The 16104-nt window shown below is 48.0% G+C and carries 14 protein-coding genes; 12 read left to right on the forward strand and 2 right to left on the reverse strand.

Going from position 1 to position 16104, the window contains the following annotated elements:
• Positions 1 to 351 precede the first annotated feature (351 nt).
• From ACFQNF_RS04205 to ACFQNF_RS04255, 11 genes are all read left to right on the forward strand, one after another.
• Positions 352 to 1950: an ABC transporter substrate-binding protein gene (locus ACFQNF_RS04205; protein WP_380186330.1), complete on the forward strand. Its 1599-nt coding sequence runs from the start codon at positions 352 to 354 to the stop codon at positions 1948 to 1950.
• Between the two features lie 175 nt (positions 1951 to 2125).
• On the forward strand, positions 2126 to 3136 hold the full coding sequence (locus ACFQNF_RS04210; RefSeq protein WP_380186332.1) for an ABC transporter permease subunit: 1011 nt from the start codon (positions 2126 to 2128) through the stop codon (positions 3134 to 3136).
• A 2-nt stretch (positions 3137 to 3138) separates the two neighbouring features.
• On the forward strand, positions 3139 to 4050 hold the full coding sequence (locus ACFQNF_RS04215) for an ABC transporter permease subunit (protein ID WP_380186334.1): 912 nt from the start codon (positions 3139 to 3141) through the stop codon (positions 4048 to 4050).
• Positions 4051 to 4231: 181 nt separating this feature from the next.
• The gene (locus ACFQNF_RS04220) at positions 4232 to 5212 is read left to right on the forward strand and encodes an oligopeptide/dipeptide ABC transporter ATP-binding protein (RefSeq protein ID WP_380186336.1); all 981 of its coding nucleotides are present in this window, start codon (positions 4232 to 4234) and stop codon (positions 5210 to 5212) included.
• On the forward strand, positions 5209 to 6186 hold the full coding sequence (locus ACFQNF_RS04225) for a peptide ABC transporter ATP-binding protein (RefSeq protein WP_380186338.1): 978 nt from the start codon (positions 5209 to 5211) through the stop codon (positions 6184 to 6186). The genes ACFQNF_RS04220 and ACFQNF_RS04225 overlap by 4 nt, the downstream gene beginning before the upstream one ends.
• A 371-nt stretch (positions 6187 to 6557) precedes the next feature.
• Positions 6558 to 7136 carry a P-loop nucleotide/nucleoside kinase family protein gene (locus ACFQNF_RS04230; protein ID WP_380186340.1) on the forward strand — a complete coding sequence of 193 codons (579 nt, stop codon included), beginning with the start codon at positions 6558 to 6560 and terminating at the stop codon, positions 7134 to 7136.
• 379 nt (positions 7137 to 7515) lie between these two features.
• Positions 7516 to 8766, forward strand: coding sequence for a DEAD/DEAH box helicase (locus ACFQNF_RS04235; protein WP_380186342.1), 1251 nt, complete (start codon positions 7516 to 7518; stop codon positions 8764 to 8766).
• Positions 8767 to 8969: 203 nt separating this feature from the next.
• A complete protein-coding gene (locus ACFQNF_RS04240; protein ID WP_046353605.1) occupies positions 8970 to 9428 on the forward strand; it encodes a tellurite resistance TerB family protein in 459 nt (152 codons plus the stop codon).
• A gap of 258 nt (positions 9429 to 9686) precedes the next feature.
• Entirely contained in the window at positions 9687 to 10304 is a 618-nt protein-coding gene (locus ACFQNF_RS04245; RefSeq protein ID WP_380186344.1) for an AIM24 family protein, read from the forward strand.
• A 30-nt stretch (positions 10305 to 10334) separates the two neighbouring features.
• Positions 10335 to 10976, forward strand: coding sequence for an AIM24 family protein (locus ACFQNF_RS04250; protein WP_380186346.1), 642 nt, complete (start codon positions 10335 to 10337; stop codon positions 10974 to 10976).
• Positions 10976 to 11707 carry an AIM24 family protein gene (locus ACFQNF_RS04255; RefSeq protein ID WP_380186347.1) on the forward strand — a complete coding sequence of 244 codons (732 nt, stop codon included), beginning with the start codon at positions 10976 to 10978 and terminating at the stop codon, positions 11705 to 11707. Before ACFQNF_RS04250 ends, ACFQNF_RS04255 begins: the two co-directional genes overlap by 1 nt.
• A 162-nt stretch (positions 11708 to 11869) precedes the next feature.
• Here the strand turns inward: ACFQNF_RS04255 and ACFQNF_RS04260 are convergent, their stop codons facing one another.
• Complete coding sequence (locus ACFQNF_RS04260) at positions 11870 to 13885, reverse strand: M13 family metallopeptidase (protein ID WP_380186349.1); 2016 nt, start codon at positions 13883 to 13885, stop codon at positions 11870 to 11872.
• 156 nt (positions 13886 to 14041) lie between these two features.
• Between ACFQNF_RS04260 and ACFQNF_RS04265 the strand changes: the two genes are divergently transcribed.
• Positions 14042 to 14953: a bifunctional helix-turn-helix transcriptional regulator/GNAT family N-acetyltransferase gene (locus ACFQNF_RS04265; RefSeq protein ID WP_380186351.1), complete on the forward strand. Its 912-nt coding sequence runs from the start codon at positions 14042 to 14044 to the stop codon at positions 14951 to 14953.
• 39 nt (positions 14954 to 14992) lie between these two features.
• Here the strand turns inward: ACFQNF_RS04265 and gnd are convergent, their stop codons facing one another.
• The gene (gene gnd / locus ACFQNF_RS04270; protein ID WP_380186353.1) at positions 14993 to 15964 is read right to left on the reverse strand and encodes a phosphogluconate dehydrogenase (NAD(+)-dependent, decarboxylating); all 972 of its coding nucleotides are present in this window, start codon (positions 15962 to 15964) and stop codon (positions 14993 to 14995) included.
• Positions 15965 to 16104 lie beyond the last annotated feature (140 nt).

Raw genomic sequence — 16104 nt, forward strand, 5'->3', positions numbered from 1 at the left:
TATTTATTCTTCCATCTATCCTGACAAACTACGATATAAAAGCATTGTAGTGTGCGATTCGGGTGTTTTATGCCAAATAATTATTAATTATGAGCTTATGTTGCGGGTCTGTGCAGGTGCCGCGAATAAGGATGATATTTTTGTGCTTGAGCGATGATTTATATCGTTTTTTAATGCACGAAGAAGGCCGTCAGCATCGCCAGAATGAACCTGGCTAAGCGGCCAGGTAGAAAAGTGTTGGGGATATCTCTAGTAGGACTTGGCCCTATTTGTAGGTTTACTGATAGACAGCACTTTTTAAGACTCTGTATGCGTTTTTTCTATTAACTCAGTAAGGTAGGAGAATCACTAATGCGATTGAAACAGCTCGGATTTATCCTCGCTACGGCGTGTGCATTGAATGCCGGTACGGCGATGGCCGCTGGTAAGACTTTGATTTTTTGCTCAGAAGGCAGCCCGGCTGGTTTTGACCCCGTGCGTTATACATCAGGCACTGATTTTGATGCATCGGCAGAAACTGTTTTCAATCGCTTGGTTCAATTCAAACAAGGCTCTACCCAAATCGAGCCAGGCCTTGCTGAAAAATGGGAAGTATCGCCAGATGGTCTGACATACACCTTTAATCTACGTAAAGGCGTGAAGTTTCATACCACGTCTTACTTTAAGCCAAGCCGCGATTTTAACGCCGACGATGTGGCGTTTACTTTCCAGCGCATGACGGATAAAAACCTGCCATTCAATAAGGCAGCGCCATCCGATTTCCCATACGTTGCGGATATGGCGCTCGACACCAATATCGTGGGCATCGAAAAAGTGGATGCTTATACCATTCGCTTAAAGCTCAAAACGGTAGATGCCGCATTCTTGCAAAATATCGCCATGTCTTTTGCCTCGATCTATTCGGCTGAATACGCCGATAGCTTGGTGAAGAGCGGCAAGACCTCGCAAATGAACACCATGCCCATTGGCACTGGCCCGTTTATTTTCAAAAGCTATCAGAAAGACAGCAATATTCGCTTTGATGCCAATGAGCAATATTGGAAGAAAGGCGATGTAAAACTGGGTAAGCTGATTTTTGCGATTACGCCAGATGCGTCTGTGCGTTACCAAAAACTGCAAAAGGGTGAATGCCATGTGATGGTTTATCCTAAGCCTGCTGACTTAAAAGCCATGACAGCCAATCCTGCGCTGACCGTGCCTTCACAAGCCGGTTTCAACTTGGGCTATTTGGCTTACAACGTGCAACACAAGCCTCTGGATAAATTAGAAGTGCGCCAAGCACTGGATATGGCAATCAACAAAAAAGCCATTATCGAAGCGGTTTATCAGGGTGCAGGCCAAGCAGCGACCAACCCAATGCCGCCTACCCAGTGGTCTTACAATAAAAAACTGAAAGATCAAACATACGATCCAGCTAAAGCCAAGGCATTGCTGAAGAAAGCCGGTATTGCCGAGGGTACCGAGATCACCCTGTGGGCGATGCCCGTACAGCGTCCTTACAACCCAAATGCAAAATTAATGGCTGAAATGATTCAGTCTGATTGGGAAAAAGTAGGCATCAAGGGCAAGATCACCACTTACGAGTGGGGCGAGTACCTGAAGCGCGGTAAGGCTGGCGAGCACGACACCATGCTGGTGGGCTGGACAGGTGACAATGGCGATCCTGATAACTGGCTGGGTGTGAACTTAGGTTGCGGCGCTTTAGAAGGCAATAACTACGCTAAGTGGTGCGCTAAAGACTTCGACGGCTTAATCACTAAGGCGCGTGCGATCAACAATCAAGGCGAGCGCACTAAGCTGTACGAAAAAGCACAGGAAATCTTTAAGCGCGAACTTCCTTGGACGACCGTTGCTCACTCGACTGTGTATCAGCCGATGCGTAAAGAAGTTCAAGGCTACAAGATCAGCCCGTTTGGTCTGAATTCTTTTGTTGGCGTCAGCTTGAAATAAACCTGCTTGAGTAAGAAGAGCGGCCGCTGCGATTCGGGCGGCCGTTTTTGCGTAAGCGTTTTGGCAACAGGATTATTGTATTTGTAGGGCGGGTGAAACCCGCCGTTTACTGCGTTTTATGCCAAGGCTCGGCGGGTTCCACCCGCCCTACAAATTGTCGTATGGGGAAATATCCATGTTTAGTTTTATTTTTCGCCGCTTAAGCGTCACGATTCCTACTTTTTTAGGCATCACCGTTTTGGCGTTTGCCCTGATCCATATGATCCCCGGTGACCCGGTATTGGTGATGGTGGGCGAGCGTCGTCTAGACCCTGAATTTTATCGCCAAGCCCTGATCCGGCTTGGTTTAGATCAGCCTTTATATGTGCAGTACTGGCAATATCTGCTGAAAGTATTGCAAGGCGATCTGGGCCAGTCGCTGGTCTCGCATGAGCCGGTGATTAAAGACTTTTGGGCGCTGTTTCCGGCCACATTAGAGCTATCGATCTGTGCCATGCTGGTGGCCTCGGTATTTGGCTTAGCGATTGGCATGATTGCCGCTATTCGCCGTGGTAGTTGGATTGACCACACGATAATGGGCGCTGCGCTTACTGGCTATTCGATGCCGGTGTTCTGGCTAGGCTTGCAATTGATTATGCTGTTTTCGGTGCAGCTAGGCTGGACACCGGTTTCTGGCCGTATTGATCTGGAATTCGATATCACCCGCGTCACCGGTCTGATGCTGATTGATACGCTGATTTCCGGTGAAGAAGGTGCATTTAAATCGGCCTTTATGCATCTGATTTTACCGACCATCGTACTCAGTACTATTCCTATGGCGGTGATTGCGCGGATGACGCGCTCGTCCATGCTGGAAGTATTGCGCGAAGAATATATCCGCACTGCGCGTGCCAAGGGGCTGTCTAAAACCCGCATCGTACTGGTGCATGCACTGCGTAATGCTTTGATGACGGTGGTTACAGTCATTGGTTTGCAAGTAGGGACCATGCTGGCCGGAGCGGTGCTGACCGAGAGCATTTTCTCTTGGCCAGGCATTGGTAAGTGGTTGATCGATTCGATTTCGCGTCGTGATTATCCGGTGGTGCAGGGCGGTATTTTACTGATCGCCACACTGATTATTATTGTGAACCTGCTGGTTGATGTGCTGTATGGCGTTATCAATCCACGTATTCGCCACGCGAGGTAAGTATGACAAACGCTTCAACACTGGCGGCCGCTGAGCCGCTGTACAGCTATCCATCTCCACTTAAAGAATTCTGGCAAAGCTTTAGTAGCAACCGTGGGGCCTTGGTTTCTTTTATCTTTTTTGTGCTCTTGGTATTGGCTGCCCTGTGTGCGCCATGGCTGGCTCCGCATTCGCCTACCGAGCAATACCGCGAGTTTTTTCTGAGCCCACCCGCTTGGCAAACTGGCGGGTCGATGCAGTTTATTTTTGGCACCGATGAAGTAGGCCGCGATATTTTAAGCCGCCTCTTACACGGCGCGCGCTTAAGCTTGATGATTGGTCTGATTTCGGTGCTGATGTCGCTGTTGCCGGGCATTGTGCTGGGCATGATCGCCGCGTTTTACCCCAACTTTATCGGCACATCGATTATGCGTGCCATGGATGTGATGATGGCGCTGCCTTCATTGCTATTGGCTGTAGCGATTGTGGCCGTGCTTGGGCCGGGCTTACTCAATACAATTCTGGCGATTTCTGTGGTGAGCTTGCCCTCTTATGTGCGTTTGGCACGGGCGTCTGCCATGGGCGAGTTATCTAAAGACTATGTGATTGCTTCCAGATTATCCGGTGCGGGCCAGCTGCGTTTGATGTTTAACACCGTGCTGCCTAATTGCATGGCACCGCTGATCGTGCAAGCGACGATGGGTTTTTCTGCCGCTATTCTAGATGCTGCAGCGCTAGGCTTTTTGGGCCTTGGCGCTCAGCCGCCGCTGCCTGAATGGGGCACGATGCTCGCCTCCGCCCGCGACTATATCGAGCGCGCATGGTGGGTAGTGACCATGCCGGGGGTAACCATCCTGATTACCGTATTGGCACTCAACCTAATGGGCGACGGCCTGCGCGACGCGCTAGACCCAAAACTGAAAAAGCTGGCTTAAAAAAACCATAAATCTTCGACACTGAGAACACGGAGAAGGACAAAACCGAAACTGCAGAGAAAACCTCCCTTGGTTTTCTCCGTGAAACTCCGTGTTCTCAGTGTTCTCCGTGGTTCGAGATTTGGGTTTGTTTGAACTTGTGGCAGCTAGCTTGTGTAATGATTCTAATAAAGAGAAAACGATGAGTTTATTAGATATAAAAAACCTCTCCGTAGCGTTTGGTTCGGTTGATAAGCCATTTCGGGCGGTAGAAAGCGTCGATTTTTCGATTAACCGTGGCGAGATCGTTGGGATTGTTGGCGAATCGGGCTCGGGCAAAAGCGTGACCATGCTGGCCTTGATGGGCTTGATCGACGCCCCTGGCCGCGTTACTGCAGATGAATTGTCTTTTGAAGGCAAAGACCTGCTGAATATGAAGGCAGGCGAGAAGCGCAAGATTATCGGCAAAGATATCGCCATGATTTTCCAAGACGCACTCTCCAGCCTAAACCCTGCCTATACCGTGGGCTATCAGCTGATGGAAACGCTGCGCCAGCATGAAGGCCTGCGTGGTGCTGCGGCTAAGGCAAGGGCGATTGAGCTGCTAGAAATGGTAGAGATTCCCGCCGCTAAATCACGCCTCGATGCTTATCCGCATCAATTATCCGGCGGGATGAGCCAGCGCGTGATGATCGCAATGGCGATTGCCTGTAAGCCACGCTTACTGATTGCCGACGAGCCAACCACCGCGCTGGATGTAACGGTGCAAGCGCAGATTATGGAGCTGTTGGTTAATCTGCAAAAGCAACACGATATGGCACTGATCCTAATTACCCACGATCTGGCCGTGATTGCCGAAGTAGCACAGCGTGTGGTGGTGATGTACGCCGGTCAAGTAGCCGAAACCAGCCCTGTGCCTGCGATCTTTGATATGCCGCGCCACCCTTACACCCAAGCGCTGCTTAGCTCTATTCCTGAGCACAGCAAGGGCGCGCATCGTTTGGCGACTTTACCCGGCGTTGTACCTGGGCAATACGATAGGCCAGTAGGCTGTTTACTGTCGCCACGCTGCCCTTATGTACAAGAGTCCTGTAAAACAAGTCGTCCAGCACTGATCAATACGGGCACAAGCACCGTGCGCTGTATTACACCACTGGATGAAGCTGGGAGACCGCAAGCATGAGTAACAACCCTATCCTAGTCGCCAGCGAAATTACTCGCCACTATCATGTTTCACGCGGCTTTATGAAGCCATCCGCCACGGTAAAAGCCTTAAATGGTGTGAGTTTTAGCCTAGAAGCGCAAAAAACACTGGCCGTTGTGGGCGAATCGGGCTGTGGTAAATCGACTTTAGCGCGTCAACTTACCCTGATCGAAGACTTGACCAGCGGCCAGCTACAAATCGCTGGTATCGATACTGTGGGCGCTAGCGTTGCAGATCTAAAAGCACTGCGCCCTAAAGTGCAAATGGTGTTTCAGAACCCCTATGCATCTCTAAACCCGCGTAAACAGATCGGCACCATGCTGGCTGAGCCGCTGTTGCTCAATACTTCTTTAAGCGCCGCTGAGCGCGAAGAAAAAGTACGCGCCATGATGACGCGCGTGGGCCTGCGCCCTGAACATTATCATCGCTACCCGCATATGTTCTCTGGCGGCCAGCGTCAGCGTATCGCCGTGGCGCGCGCCATGATGCTAAACCCAAGTGTAGTGGTGGCAGATGAGCCAACTTCGGCGCTGGATGTATCGATTCAGGCGCAGATTTTGAATCTGTTTATGGATCTGCAAGACGAGCTAGGCATCGCCTACGTGTTTATCAGCCACAACCTATCCGTGGTTGAACACGTAGCTGATGACGTGATGGTGATGTACTTTGGCCGCGCGGTAGAGCACGGCAGCAAAGACGTTCTGTTTGATCGCCCGCTGCACCCCTATACCCGCGCCCTGATGTCGGCCACACCCGCCATCCGCGCCGAAGATCGTGGTGCCAAAGTGAAGCTACTCGGCGAGCTGCCATCTCCGCTCAACCCGCCAACAGGCTGTGCCTTCAACACCCGCTGCCCCTTTGCAAACGATTACTGCCGCAAAGAAGTCCCACAGTTGCGCCCAGTAGAAGGCCGCTTAGTAGCTTGCCATCGGGTGGAAGAAATTACGGTTTGATCGTCAGTCTTATATGCATCACTAAAGCCTATGACATACGGTGCATCTTTTGTAGGGCGGGTGAAACCCGCCAGATTTTGGCATGACAGGCTAGGGGAAACGGCGGGTTTCACCCGCCCTACGAATGCGCCAATGAGCATGCTTTCTCATCATCTTGTCATTTGCTTGGCTTTATTACGCCACATGGTGGTTGAATGCACGGCGCAATGCGTCTGGATAAAGCCTCAGACTTATTGCGCCCTACGGTTTGCGGTATGAAAGGACCTTAGCTGGATGACTATCGGGCTCAAGCTCTATCTACTCAATATTTTTATTTATGGGAATGTGTTGGGCAGATAAAACATGCCCAATTTTGTTAGAGGACTCAAGCCATGCCAGATCTCATCATCATCATCGGTCCTCCTGCGTCAGGTAAGGCCGCAGTCGGTTTGGCCCTGAGCCAAAGCACAGGTTTTCGTTTCTTTCACAATCACATGACGGCAGAGCCTGCGGCAGCGTTGTTCGGCTGGGGAACCGAGGCCTATGGCGAAGCTGCTGATGAGATACGTCTGTCCTTAATGACGAGAGCATTGGCTCAGCCCATCATGCCTTCGATCATCTTCACGTTTTTTTGGGTATTTGATCAGGCAAAGGACAATTGCTTTGTGGCAAAGCTCGTTGACCTATTTGAAGCTAAGGGACAGCGCGTGTTTTTTGTGGAGCTGATCGCCAGCTTGGAAACGCGAGTTGCCCGCGAAGGAACGCCACTGCGGCTTGCTCTTAAGCCGAGCAAGCACGATGTGGAGCGCGCCAAAGCGTTTCACGCCGAAGCGGATGAAAAGTATCAAATGAATTCATGCAATGATTTCCCCTATCCAGCAAGGCATGTCGTCATCAACACAGAAAACCAATCACCCGCCGAGTCGGCTGAGTTAATTATTCGGCACTTTGGTTTGAGCTGGAACGCCTGATTATTTGCAATTATCTTAAAGCCATAATTTATGAAAAATTGATAATTCAAGGTAATTAGGATGAGAATCTATAAAACGGTAGCTTAAGTTAAAGCTTTACCAGCCCGACATGGATTAACTTATGCTTTTGTTATTGAGTGAATCCCCTTTTTTATAGGGAGTACAACGACGTAGTCGTTGCTACGACAAAACGGTGCGCAAGAAAAACGACTTGCACACCCTATAAAAACCGGTTTTTCTACTCTATTTTTGTCTTAACTCGATGCCTATGATGGGCACAAAGGCTTGCCCACTCTTGCATCCTGTCCTATGCACGGGGACAGCTCCCCCCATCTCGCTTATACTTCGCACCCGTCAGAAATATTATCTAAGGCCCATCATGTCCTTTTCCGCTCTGGGTCTGTCACCCGCTGTTTTACTTGCTGCTAGCAAAAAATCCTATATCACTCCAACGCCGGTTCAGGCGGAGGTGATTCCTGCTGTGCTGTGGGGGGAGGATGTTTTGGCGCAGGCAGCTACGGGTTCGGGCAAAACGGCTGCTTATGTTTTGCCGCTGCTGCATCTTATGACGACGGGCAGTAGCAAGGTGCTGATTCTGGTGCCAACGCGAGAGTTAGCGGTGCAGGTGGGGGAAGAGATCAAGGGCTTGCTGGCGGCTTTAAGCAAAAATAATCTAACTAAGCCGATCAAGCTGGCAACGGTATTTGGTGGTGTGGCGATTAATCCGCAAATGATGCAGCTGCGCGGTGGTGCCGATGTGCTGGTGGCGACGCCTGGCCGCGTGCTGGATTTAATCGACAAAAACGCGGTTCGGCCGGAGTTTTTTAATACCTTGGTGCTAGATGAAGCCGATCGCTTGCTAGATATGGGCTTTGCTGTCGAAATTAACCGCATCTTGGCGCTGTTACCTGCTAAACGCCAAAGCCTGTTTTTCTCTGCAACTTTTCCAGATGATGTCAACGCGCTGGCGACTGGCATATTAAATAATCCAACGCGGGTGATGATTGCGGCTACAGAAATTAATCAGCCAGATATCTTGCAGCGGGCGATTTTTGTGGATGCAGAGCGCCGTGCCGATGTACTTGTGCATTTGATCAAAGAGATAGAAGGGCAAAGAGTGCTGGTGTTTGTGGCCAGCAAGCATGGCAGCGAGCAGCTTGCCAATACGCTGTACGCCAAAGGCATTAACGCCGCGCCTTTTCATGGTGAATTTAGCCAAGGTCGCCGCAATCAAGTTTTGGCCGAATTTAAGTCGGGCAGCTTGCAAGTGGTGGTGGCGACCGATCTGGCTGGCCGTGGTATCGATATCGATGGCTTGCCGTTTGTGGTGAATTATGATTTGCCTCGCTCACCCGTTGATTACACCCACCGCATTGGCCGCACCGGCCGTAATGGCGCGAGTGGCACGGCGATTAGCCTAGTGAGTGCTGCTACCGAAGCGCATTTTCGCCTAATCGAAACCCGCCAGAATATCCGCCTAAGCCGTGAAGTGATTGCTGGCTTTGAAGCTAAATTAACGAGCATGCCTGTGGCCGACAATACGGGTGGTGTGAAGGGGGTGCGAATGAGTAAAAAAGATAAGCTGCGGGCAGCAGCAGCTCGTGCCGATGAACAAGGAAGTGCTGAGTAATTCAGCTCCTTTATCCGTGAAGCCCCGAGCTCATTGCTGCGGGGCTTTTTTAAAGCTGGATTAATTATCTATCTTGTTGTTTACTGAGGAAGACAGTTGTTTGTGGCGTATATTCTGAACTATTTGTATCGGCCATGATCTGACAAGGCTTAGCGGTAATATCCTTATCATTCAGTTAATCTAATTGCATCAGGAGATAGACAATGGGTTTGTTCGATTCGATCAAAAAGATGGGTCAAGACGCCAGCAATATGCTGAGCAATGAAGTGACTAAATTTAAAAATAAAGATTTTTTAAATGCCGTGGTTGCTGGATGCGCTTTGGTTGCCACCAGTGATGGCAGCATTAGCCCAGAAGAAAAAAGAAAGATGCTGGGCTATATCAGCAATTCAGATGAATTAAAAGTATTTGATTCGGCAGATGTGATTGATTCATTTAATAAAATTGCGGCTAAATTTGATTTTGATTATGAAATTGGTAAAGCAGAAGCATTGAAAATAATTGCTAAATTAAAAAGCAATCCCGATGCTTGCAAGCTGATGATTCGCGTTTGCTGCGTGATCGGTGCTGCGGATGGCAATTTTGATGCTAATGAGCAGAAAATGGTGATTACCATTTGCCGCGAGCTGGGTATTAATGAAGCCGAATTTGATTTGAAATAACTATTTAAATATTAAAAAAACCTGCTTCGGCAGGTTTTTTTGTTTTAAAAACCATTTTATTACAGCCGCAATTCCACTTGTGTTTGAAAATAAGTAAGTTAAACACAGTATTTTAAGATAATTTACTTACTTTTATCTTGCAAATTACCAGTATAAAACCCAGTATTATGCCGTGTGAATCATGTTTAACGGATTTTTTACAACAGCTCTAGGCGACTAGAGCCTGTTTGCTCTGTTGATAAAATTGGGAGAAGTGCTGTGAGCAGTTTCAGAATCAATTCAGATCGCTTATTAGAAGTCGATCTGCAGAGCGAAAAGGTAATGGCGATTGCCGGTTCGATGGTGGCCTACACTGGCTCGATGAAGTTTGAAAAGGCCATTTTGGGCGGCGAAGGGCTGTTTGGTGCACTGAAGCGCAAAGTCACCAACGAAGGCATGTCGCTGATGCAAACCAGCGGCACGGGCAAAGTATTTTTTGCCAATAATGCGGCCGAAATTGCGGTGATTCCGCTAGCAAATGAAAAACTTTTTATTGAAAGCAGCAGCTTGCTGGCTTACGACTCGGGCCTTAAAACCAACACCTCTTTTGCTGGCCTGCGCGGCGCGGCATCGGGGCAGGGCTTGTTTACCACGACGGTAGAAGGCAGCGGCAATATCGCGGTGATCTCGCGCGGCAATCTGATCACGCTGGAAGTAGGGCCAAGCTATCCGCTGTTTGTTGATCCGGATGCGTTTATTGGCTACAAGGGCAATATCTCGCAAGAATTTGTGTTTGATGTGAACTGGCGAACGATGGTGGGCGAGGCATCGGGCGAATCTTATCAATTCAAGTTTACCGGTCAGGGCGTGGTGTATATCCAGCCTGCTGAACGATAAATTTAGACAGCAATTTTTAAGGATTGAGCGATGCCCTCATATACACAAATTAATGAAAAACTGATTGAAATCACCCTGAATAACGAGGAAGTGTTTGCCAAGAAAGGCTCAATGATCTCGTATCAGGGCAAGGTGAACTTTGCCCGCTCCTTTCTGGGCGGCGGGAATGTGCAGGATTTAGCCATGCGTACTGCCACCAATGAAGGCAATGCGCTCATGATTGCCAAGGGTAGTGGCAAGGTTTATTACGCCTACGATGGTTTATTTGTCAGCATTATCCAGGTGAATAATGAGATGGTGTATGTAGAGAGCGAAACGCTGCTCGCCTACGATTCACGGCTCACTGTTGGCACAATGTTTTTGGGCAATCAGGGTGGCGTGCAGAGCATGGTGCGCGGCGCGGTGAGTGGGCAGGGCTTGTTTACCACTACCTTGCAAGGCACGGGTGAAATGGCGATTTTATCGGATGGTAATGCGATTGCCTTGCAAGTTAGCGCAGAGCAGCCGGTATTTGTCGATCCTAATGCCTATATTGGCCACAAAGGAAATCTGACTTCTACGATTGTGACCGATTTAAATTGGAAAACTTTTGTTGGGCAGGCTTCGGGCGAATCCTACCAAGTGAAGTTTATGGGACAGGGTACGGTTTATATTCAGGCGAGTGAAAGATAATGACTATCTACAATCCGAGTAATTTACCTAAAAACGATAATCTAAATCGCTTTGCCTTTGTAGTCGATGTGGCCGATGAGATTTTTATCCGTAAAGGAAAAATGATTGCGTTTTATGGGCAGCTACAATTTGAATCGCTAGGCTCAAGCCTGCTAGATATCTTAGTAAAAGAGTCATTTAATTCCCCTTTATATATCAACAATTTTATCGTGGCCAAAGGCCGTGGACAGTTGATTTTGGGGGATAACGGTAATGATATCGCCTGCTACGATCTTGAAGACGCCAATATGACGATAAAGGCCAGCCATTTACTGGGCTTTAGTAAAAACATTATTTGCCAAGAATCAACCATGCCAGGTTTTCTAACCTTAATGGGGAATGGTAAATTAATTGCCTCAAGCAATGGCCCCGTGCACTTTTTAGATTTGCCATGCCGCGTTGATGAGCAAGCTATTCTAGGCTGGGCAGATTGCCCTAGCCCTTCTTATCGCTATGATTACGAGCATGTCACCGGCGTATTGTCGGCAGTTGGTGCAATGACCAATATCACATTATCGGGCGAAGAAAAGCAGATTGATTTTAGCGGGCAAGGCACGGTGTTAATTCAATCCTCCGAGTTTGGCTTGAATGATAGCTCGGCGCTGGCGCATATTATGTCGCAATTGCCATTTTTGAATAAAAGCGAATTAAATAGCCTTAATGCATATGTAGAGCAGAATTTGCAGCATTAAGATGAGATTCGTAGGGTGAATAAAGCCCACGTATTTTATTTAATTAAGCTTTAAAGTGGGCACGTTTTTGTGCCCACGCGGAAAATTCATTAATCAGTAGCATAGTTGTAGCTCCCGCATGCATGGGCAAGGTAAATCGCCTTGCCCACCCTATACTTTAAATCACCAAATATTAACCCGCTTCTCTTCGCTTCTTAATGCTGATTTACCGCAGGAAAATGCGCTAGCAAATTCTGGCATATTGGCAAATGGAGCAATAACACGGTATTTTTCTGGTGCGTGCGGGTCGGTGAGTATTTGCAGGCGTAATGCTTCTGCACGGGTATTATTTCTAAAGCTTTGTGCATTGGCGACAAAGAAACGCTGTTCTTGCGTTAAGCCATCAATTAGCGTCGGCTCAGGCTTATTAAGTAGTGATTTCTTTAATGCCTGAAAAGCAATTTTAAGCCCGCCTAAATCTGCAATATTTTCACCCGCAGTGAGTTTTCCATTGATAAATAGTTTATCGATGGGATTAAACTCATTGAATTGCTTTTCGATTTGGCTAACACGAGCGGTAAAGTTTTTTCTATCTTCGGTTGTCCACCAGCTTTTTAAATTACCATCGCCATCAAACTGGCTGCCTTCATCGTCAAAAGCATGAATAAGCTCATGGCCTATGGTGGCTCCTGTATTGCCATAATTGCCTGCGGTATCGGCCCCTACATGAAATAATGGCGCTTGCAATATGCCAGCAGGGAAAACCATTTCATTCATGCTGGCATTGTAATAGGCATTTACGGTGGGAGGCGTCATTCCCCATTCATTGCGATCAATCTCCATACCCAGCTTGGCTAGCTCGCGTTTGAATTCAAACTCACTGCTTCGCTTGATATTCTCAACATAAGATTGCTTATCTATTTGCAAACTACTGTAATCACGCCAAGTATCTGGATAACCGATTTTAACTACAACCTTGGCTAGTTTTTTTAATGCCTCTTGCTTAGTGGCGTCCCCCATCCAGTCTAACTGCTGAATACGTTCAGCCATCGCCAATTTAATATTGCCGACCATTTCCAGTGCCTCGGCTTTTGCGGCGGGGCTAAAGTATTCCGCTACATACAGTTCACCCAATGCTTCACCTAAGTTTTGATCTAAACTTTTTAATACCCGTTTCCAGCGAGGGCGTAATTCTTTTGCGCCCGATAGTGTTTGGCTATAAAAAGAAAAATCGGCATTTACAAAATCAGTCGATAGATATTGGGCGCGGCTGTGGGCCAAATGCCAGCGTAAATAGGTTTTCCAATCATCCATCGGTATGACGCTAAGCATATTATTAATATGGGCAAAGAATTTAGGCTGGGAAATATTCAGCTCATTGGGCGCGTCTATGCCCAGCTCTGCAAAATAAGCTTGCCAAGCAAAATGCGAGCTTAATTTTTGCAAGTCTTTAATTTTCAGTAAATGGTAAGTGGCTTCAGGATCGCGCTGCTGAACTTTAGTCATCGATACTTTGGCGAGGCCTGTTTCTAAACGTAAAATACGTAGGGTATTTTTCTCTGCTATTTTCGGGCTATCGCCTAATAAACCAAACATCTCTATTAAATGCGCTTTATATTGTTGGCGTAATTTCTTGTGTTTGCTGTCGGTTTTTAAATAGTAATCACGATCTGGTAATCCTAAGCCACCCTGAGATAAATCGACAATATAACGCAGCGAATTTTTAGCATCTTGGCCGACATAAAAATTAAATAAGGGATTAACTCCTTCTTTATGCAATTGGGCTAAGACGCGCACTAAGTCTTGTTGGGTATTTATTGCAGATATTTGGCTTAAACGCGCCGCCAATGGTTTAGCACCCTCAGCCTCTAAATGCGCTTCATCCATTCCGCTTAAATAAAATGTTCCGATTTTTTGTGTAGAAGGGTTGCTGCTATTTGATTTCGCCGCTGTTTCAATAATATGTTTAAGCGCGGTGAGATTGCGTTCAGAAACTTCATCATAAGCCCCATAGCGAGCACGATCCGCAGGCACAGGATGATCCTCCAGCCATTTTCCATTGGCATACTGATAAAAATTACTGCAAGGATCAGCCGATCTATCCATTGTATTGGCTTCTATCACTAAATTATTAGCCTGGCTTAATGCGGAGCCTGCAATAAATAGCGCAGCAATGGCGGTACGAATTGGATTAGACATGGGGCGGAGATCTTATTTATTGAGGGATTAGCGATGAATTTACGTGGCTATGCTGTTTAAATATATTGGGGTAAGCGAGATGTAAAAAACTGTTGCTTATTGTATTTTGTTAAGGAGTGAAATATAGTTGTAAAACGCAACTACTTTTGAGCTGGTATGAATGCAAGATCATTAAGATCCTTATCGCGGGATATTGTCCGTGAATTGGGCGTGTTTTCTAAAAAATGTGGCAAGGTCGATCTTAGCCCAGTTGAGGCGCATATTTTGATCGAGCTGGAGCAAGCAATGCAGACCAATTTGCAATTGGCTGAGCGTCTGCGGATCGATAAATCTAATATCAGCCGCACACTGCAAAAATTAGCGGAAGAGGGGCTGATTCAATGGCAGGCCCATGCTAGTGATAAGCGCAGCAAGCAGGCTGCTTTAACTTTGGCTGGGCGGGATGTTTTGCGTGCCGTACATGCTGAATACGATGTAGAAATTGAATGTGTTTTACAGCAGCTCGATTCGGCGGAGCAGCAGCGCTTACAGGCGGGCTTAGATTTATACCGGCAGGCTTTAAACGCGGCGCGTGCACAGCGGGGCTATCAAATTCGCTTGATGGTAGAGGTGGATAATTCGGCGCTTGCGGCGGTGATTCGGCAGGTGTCTGCTGAGCATGGTCTGAGTGAAGAGCAGGGGTATGGCGTGGCAGACCCGCATTTGGATCAGCTTTACCCTTGCTATCAGCAGGCTGGGGCGGCGTATTGGGTGATTCAAAAAGAGTCGGGGGCTTTATTGGGTGGGGCAGGGATTGCACCACTGGCCGGGGCAGATGCATCGGTGTGTGAGTTGCAGAAGATGTATTTATTGAATGATTGCCGAGGCTTGGGGCTGGGCAAGCGTTTGCTGATGATGGCGTGTGATTTTGCTAAGCAGGCAGGGTATCGGCAGTGTTATTTAGAAACGACGGCTAGCTTGCCCGCTGCTTTGGCCCTGTATACAAAAATGGGCTTTAGGCAGATTGCTCAGCCTATGGGGAAGACGGGGCATCACTCTTGTGAGATTTTTATGCTACGGGACCTATAAAAAAACCCCGCCTTAAAAAGACGGGGTTTAGTGCAGCTTTTACTTCTTGGCCACATGATGGCCGCCAAAGGCGTTGCGCATCATCGATAGCAATTTAGCGACGTAATCGCCTTTGCCTTGGGTGGTGTAGCGCTGGAATAGCGACGCTGCAATAACCGGAGCAGGAACGCCTAGTTCTACGGCTTCTAGCACGGTCCAGCGGCCTTCGCCTGAATCAGGAACGAAGGGTTGGATGTCGTCTAGCTTGGTGTCGTTTTTCAGCGTGTCGGCAGTTAAGTCGAGTAGCCAAGAGCGGATCACGGAGCCATGACGCCATGTTTCAGCGACTTCAGCCAGATCAAGATTCAGTTCTTTTTTGGCTTCCAAGAGGGCAAAGCCTTCGGCAAATGCTTGCATCATGCCGTATTCAATACCGTTGTGAACCATCTTCACATAGTGGCCGCTACCTGCTGGGCCTGCGTGAATCCAGCCGCGATCTGATGCTGGGGCCAAGATTTTAACGAAAGGCTCGGCCATCGCAAATGCGTCTTTTTCGCCGCCAATCATGATGGTGTAGCCGTTAGCTAAGCCCCATACGCCGCCTGATACGCCTGCATCCATAAACTTAAAGCCTAGGGCGTTCAGTTCTTTTGCATGGCGTTGTGAGTCTTTATACATGGCATTTGCGCCATCAATAATCAAATCACCTGGTGCCATCAGTGCGGTTAGCTCGCCAAACATGGTTTCGCTGATTTCACCCGCTGGCAGCATCATCCATACCACGCGCGGGCTTGGCATTTCTGCGATCAGGCTGGCTACGGAGTCAAAACTGCGGATATTGGCGTGTTCAGCGGCAAGCTGGGTACGTGTTTCGGCGCTTACGTCAAAGCCAAATACGGTGGCTCCGCCAGCGGCCAAACGACGTGTCATATTGCTGCCCATTTTACCGAGGCCAATCATTGCAATTTGCATTTTGAGCATCCTTGTTTGTTGGTTTTCGTTGCTGGGCTTGTGCCCCAGCGGGAATAACATGCAGCATGAACCTTAGTCGCATGTCTGCCAATTGGGAATTATGGCACTATGCATTGTGCGTAGTGCGAAGCAAATGCCTACAAAATGCAGTAAATGGTGTTTTTCAATGTTTTATACGAGAATTTTGCTTATTTTTGCAA

This window comes from Iodobacter arcticus (genome assembly GCF_042664895.1).
GTDB lineage: Bacteria > Pseudomonadota > Gammaproteobacteria > Burkholderiales > Chitinibacteraceae > Iodobacter > Iodobacter arcticus.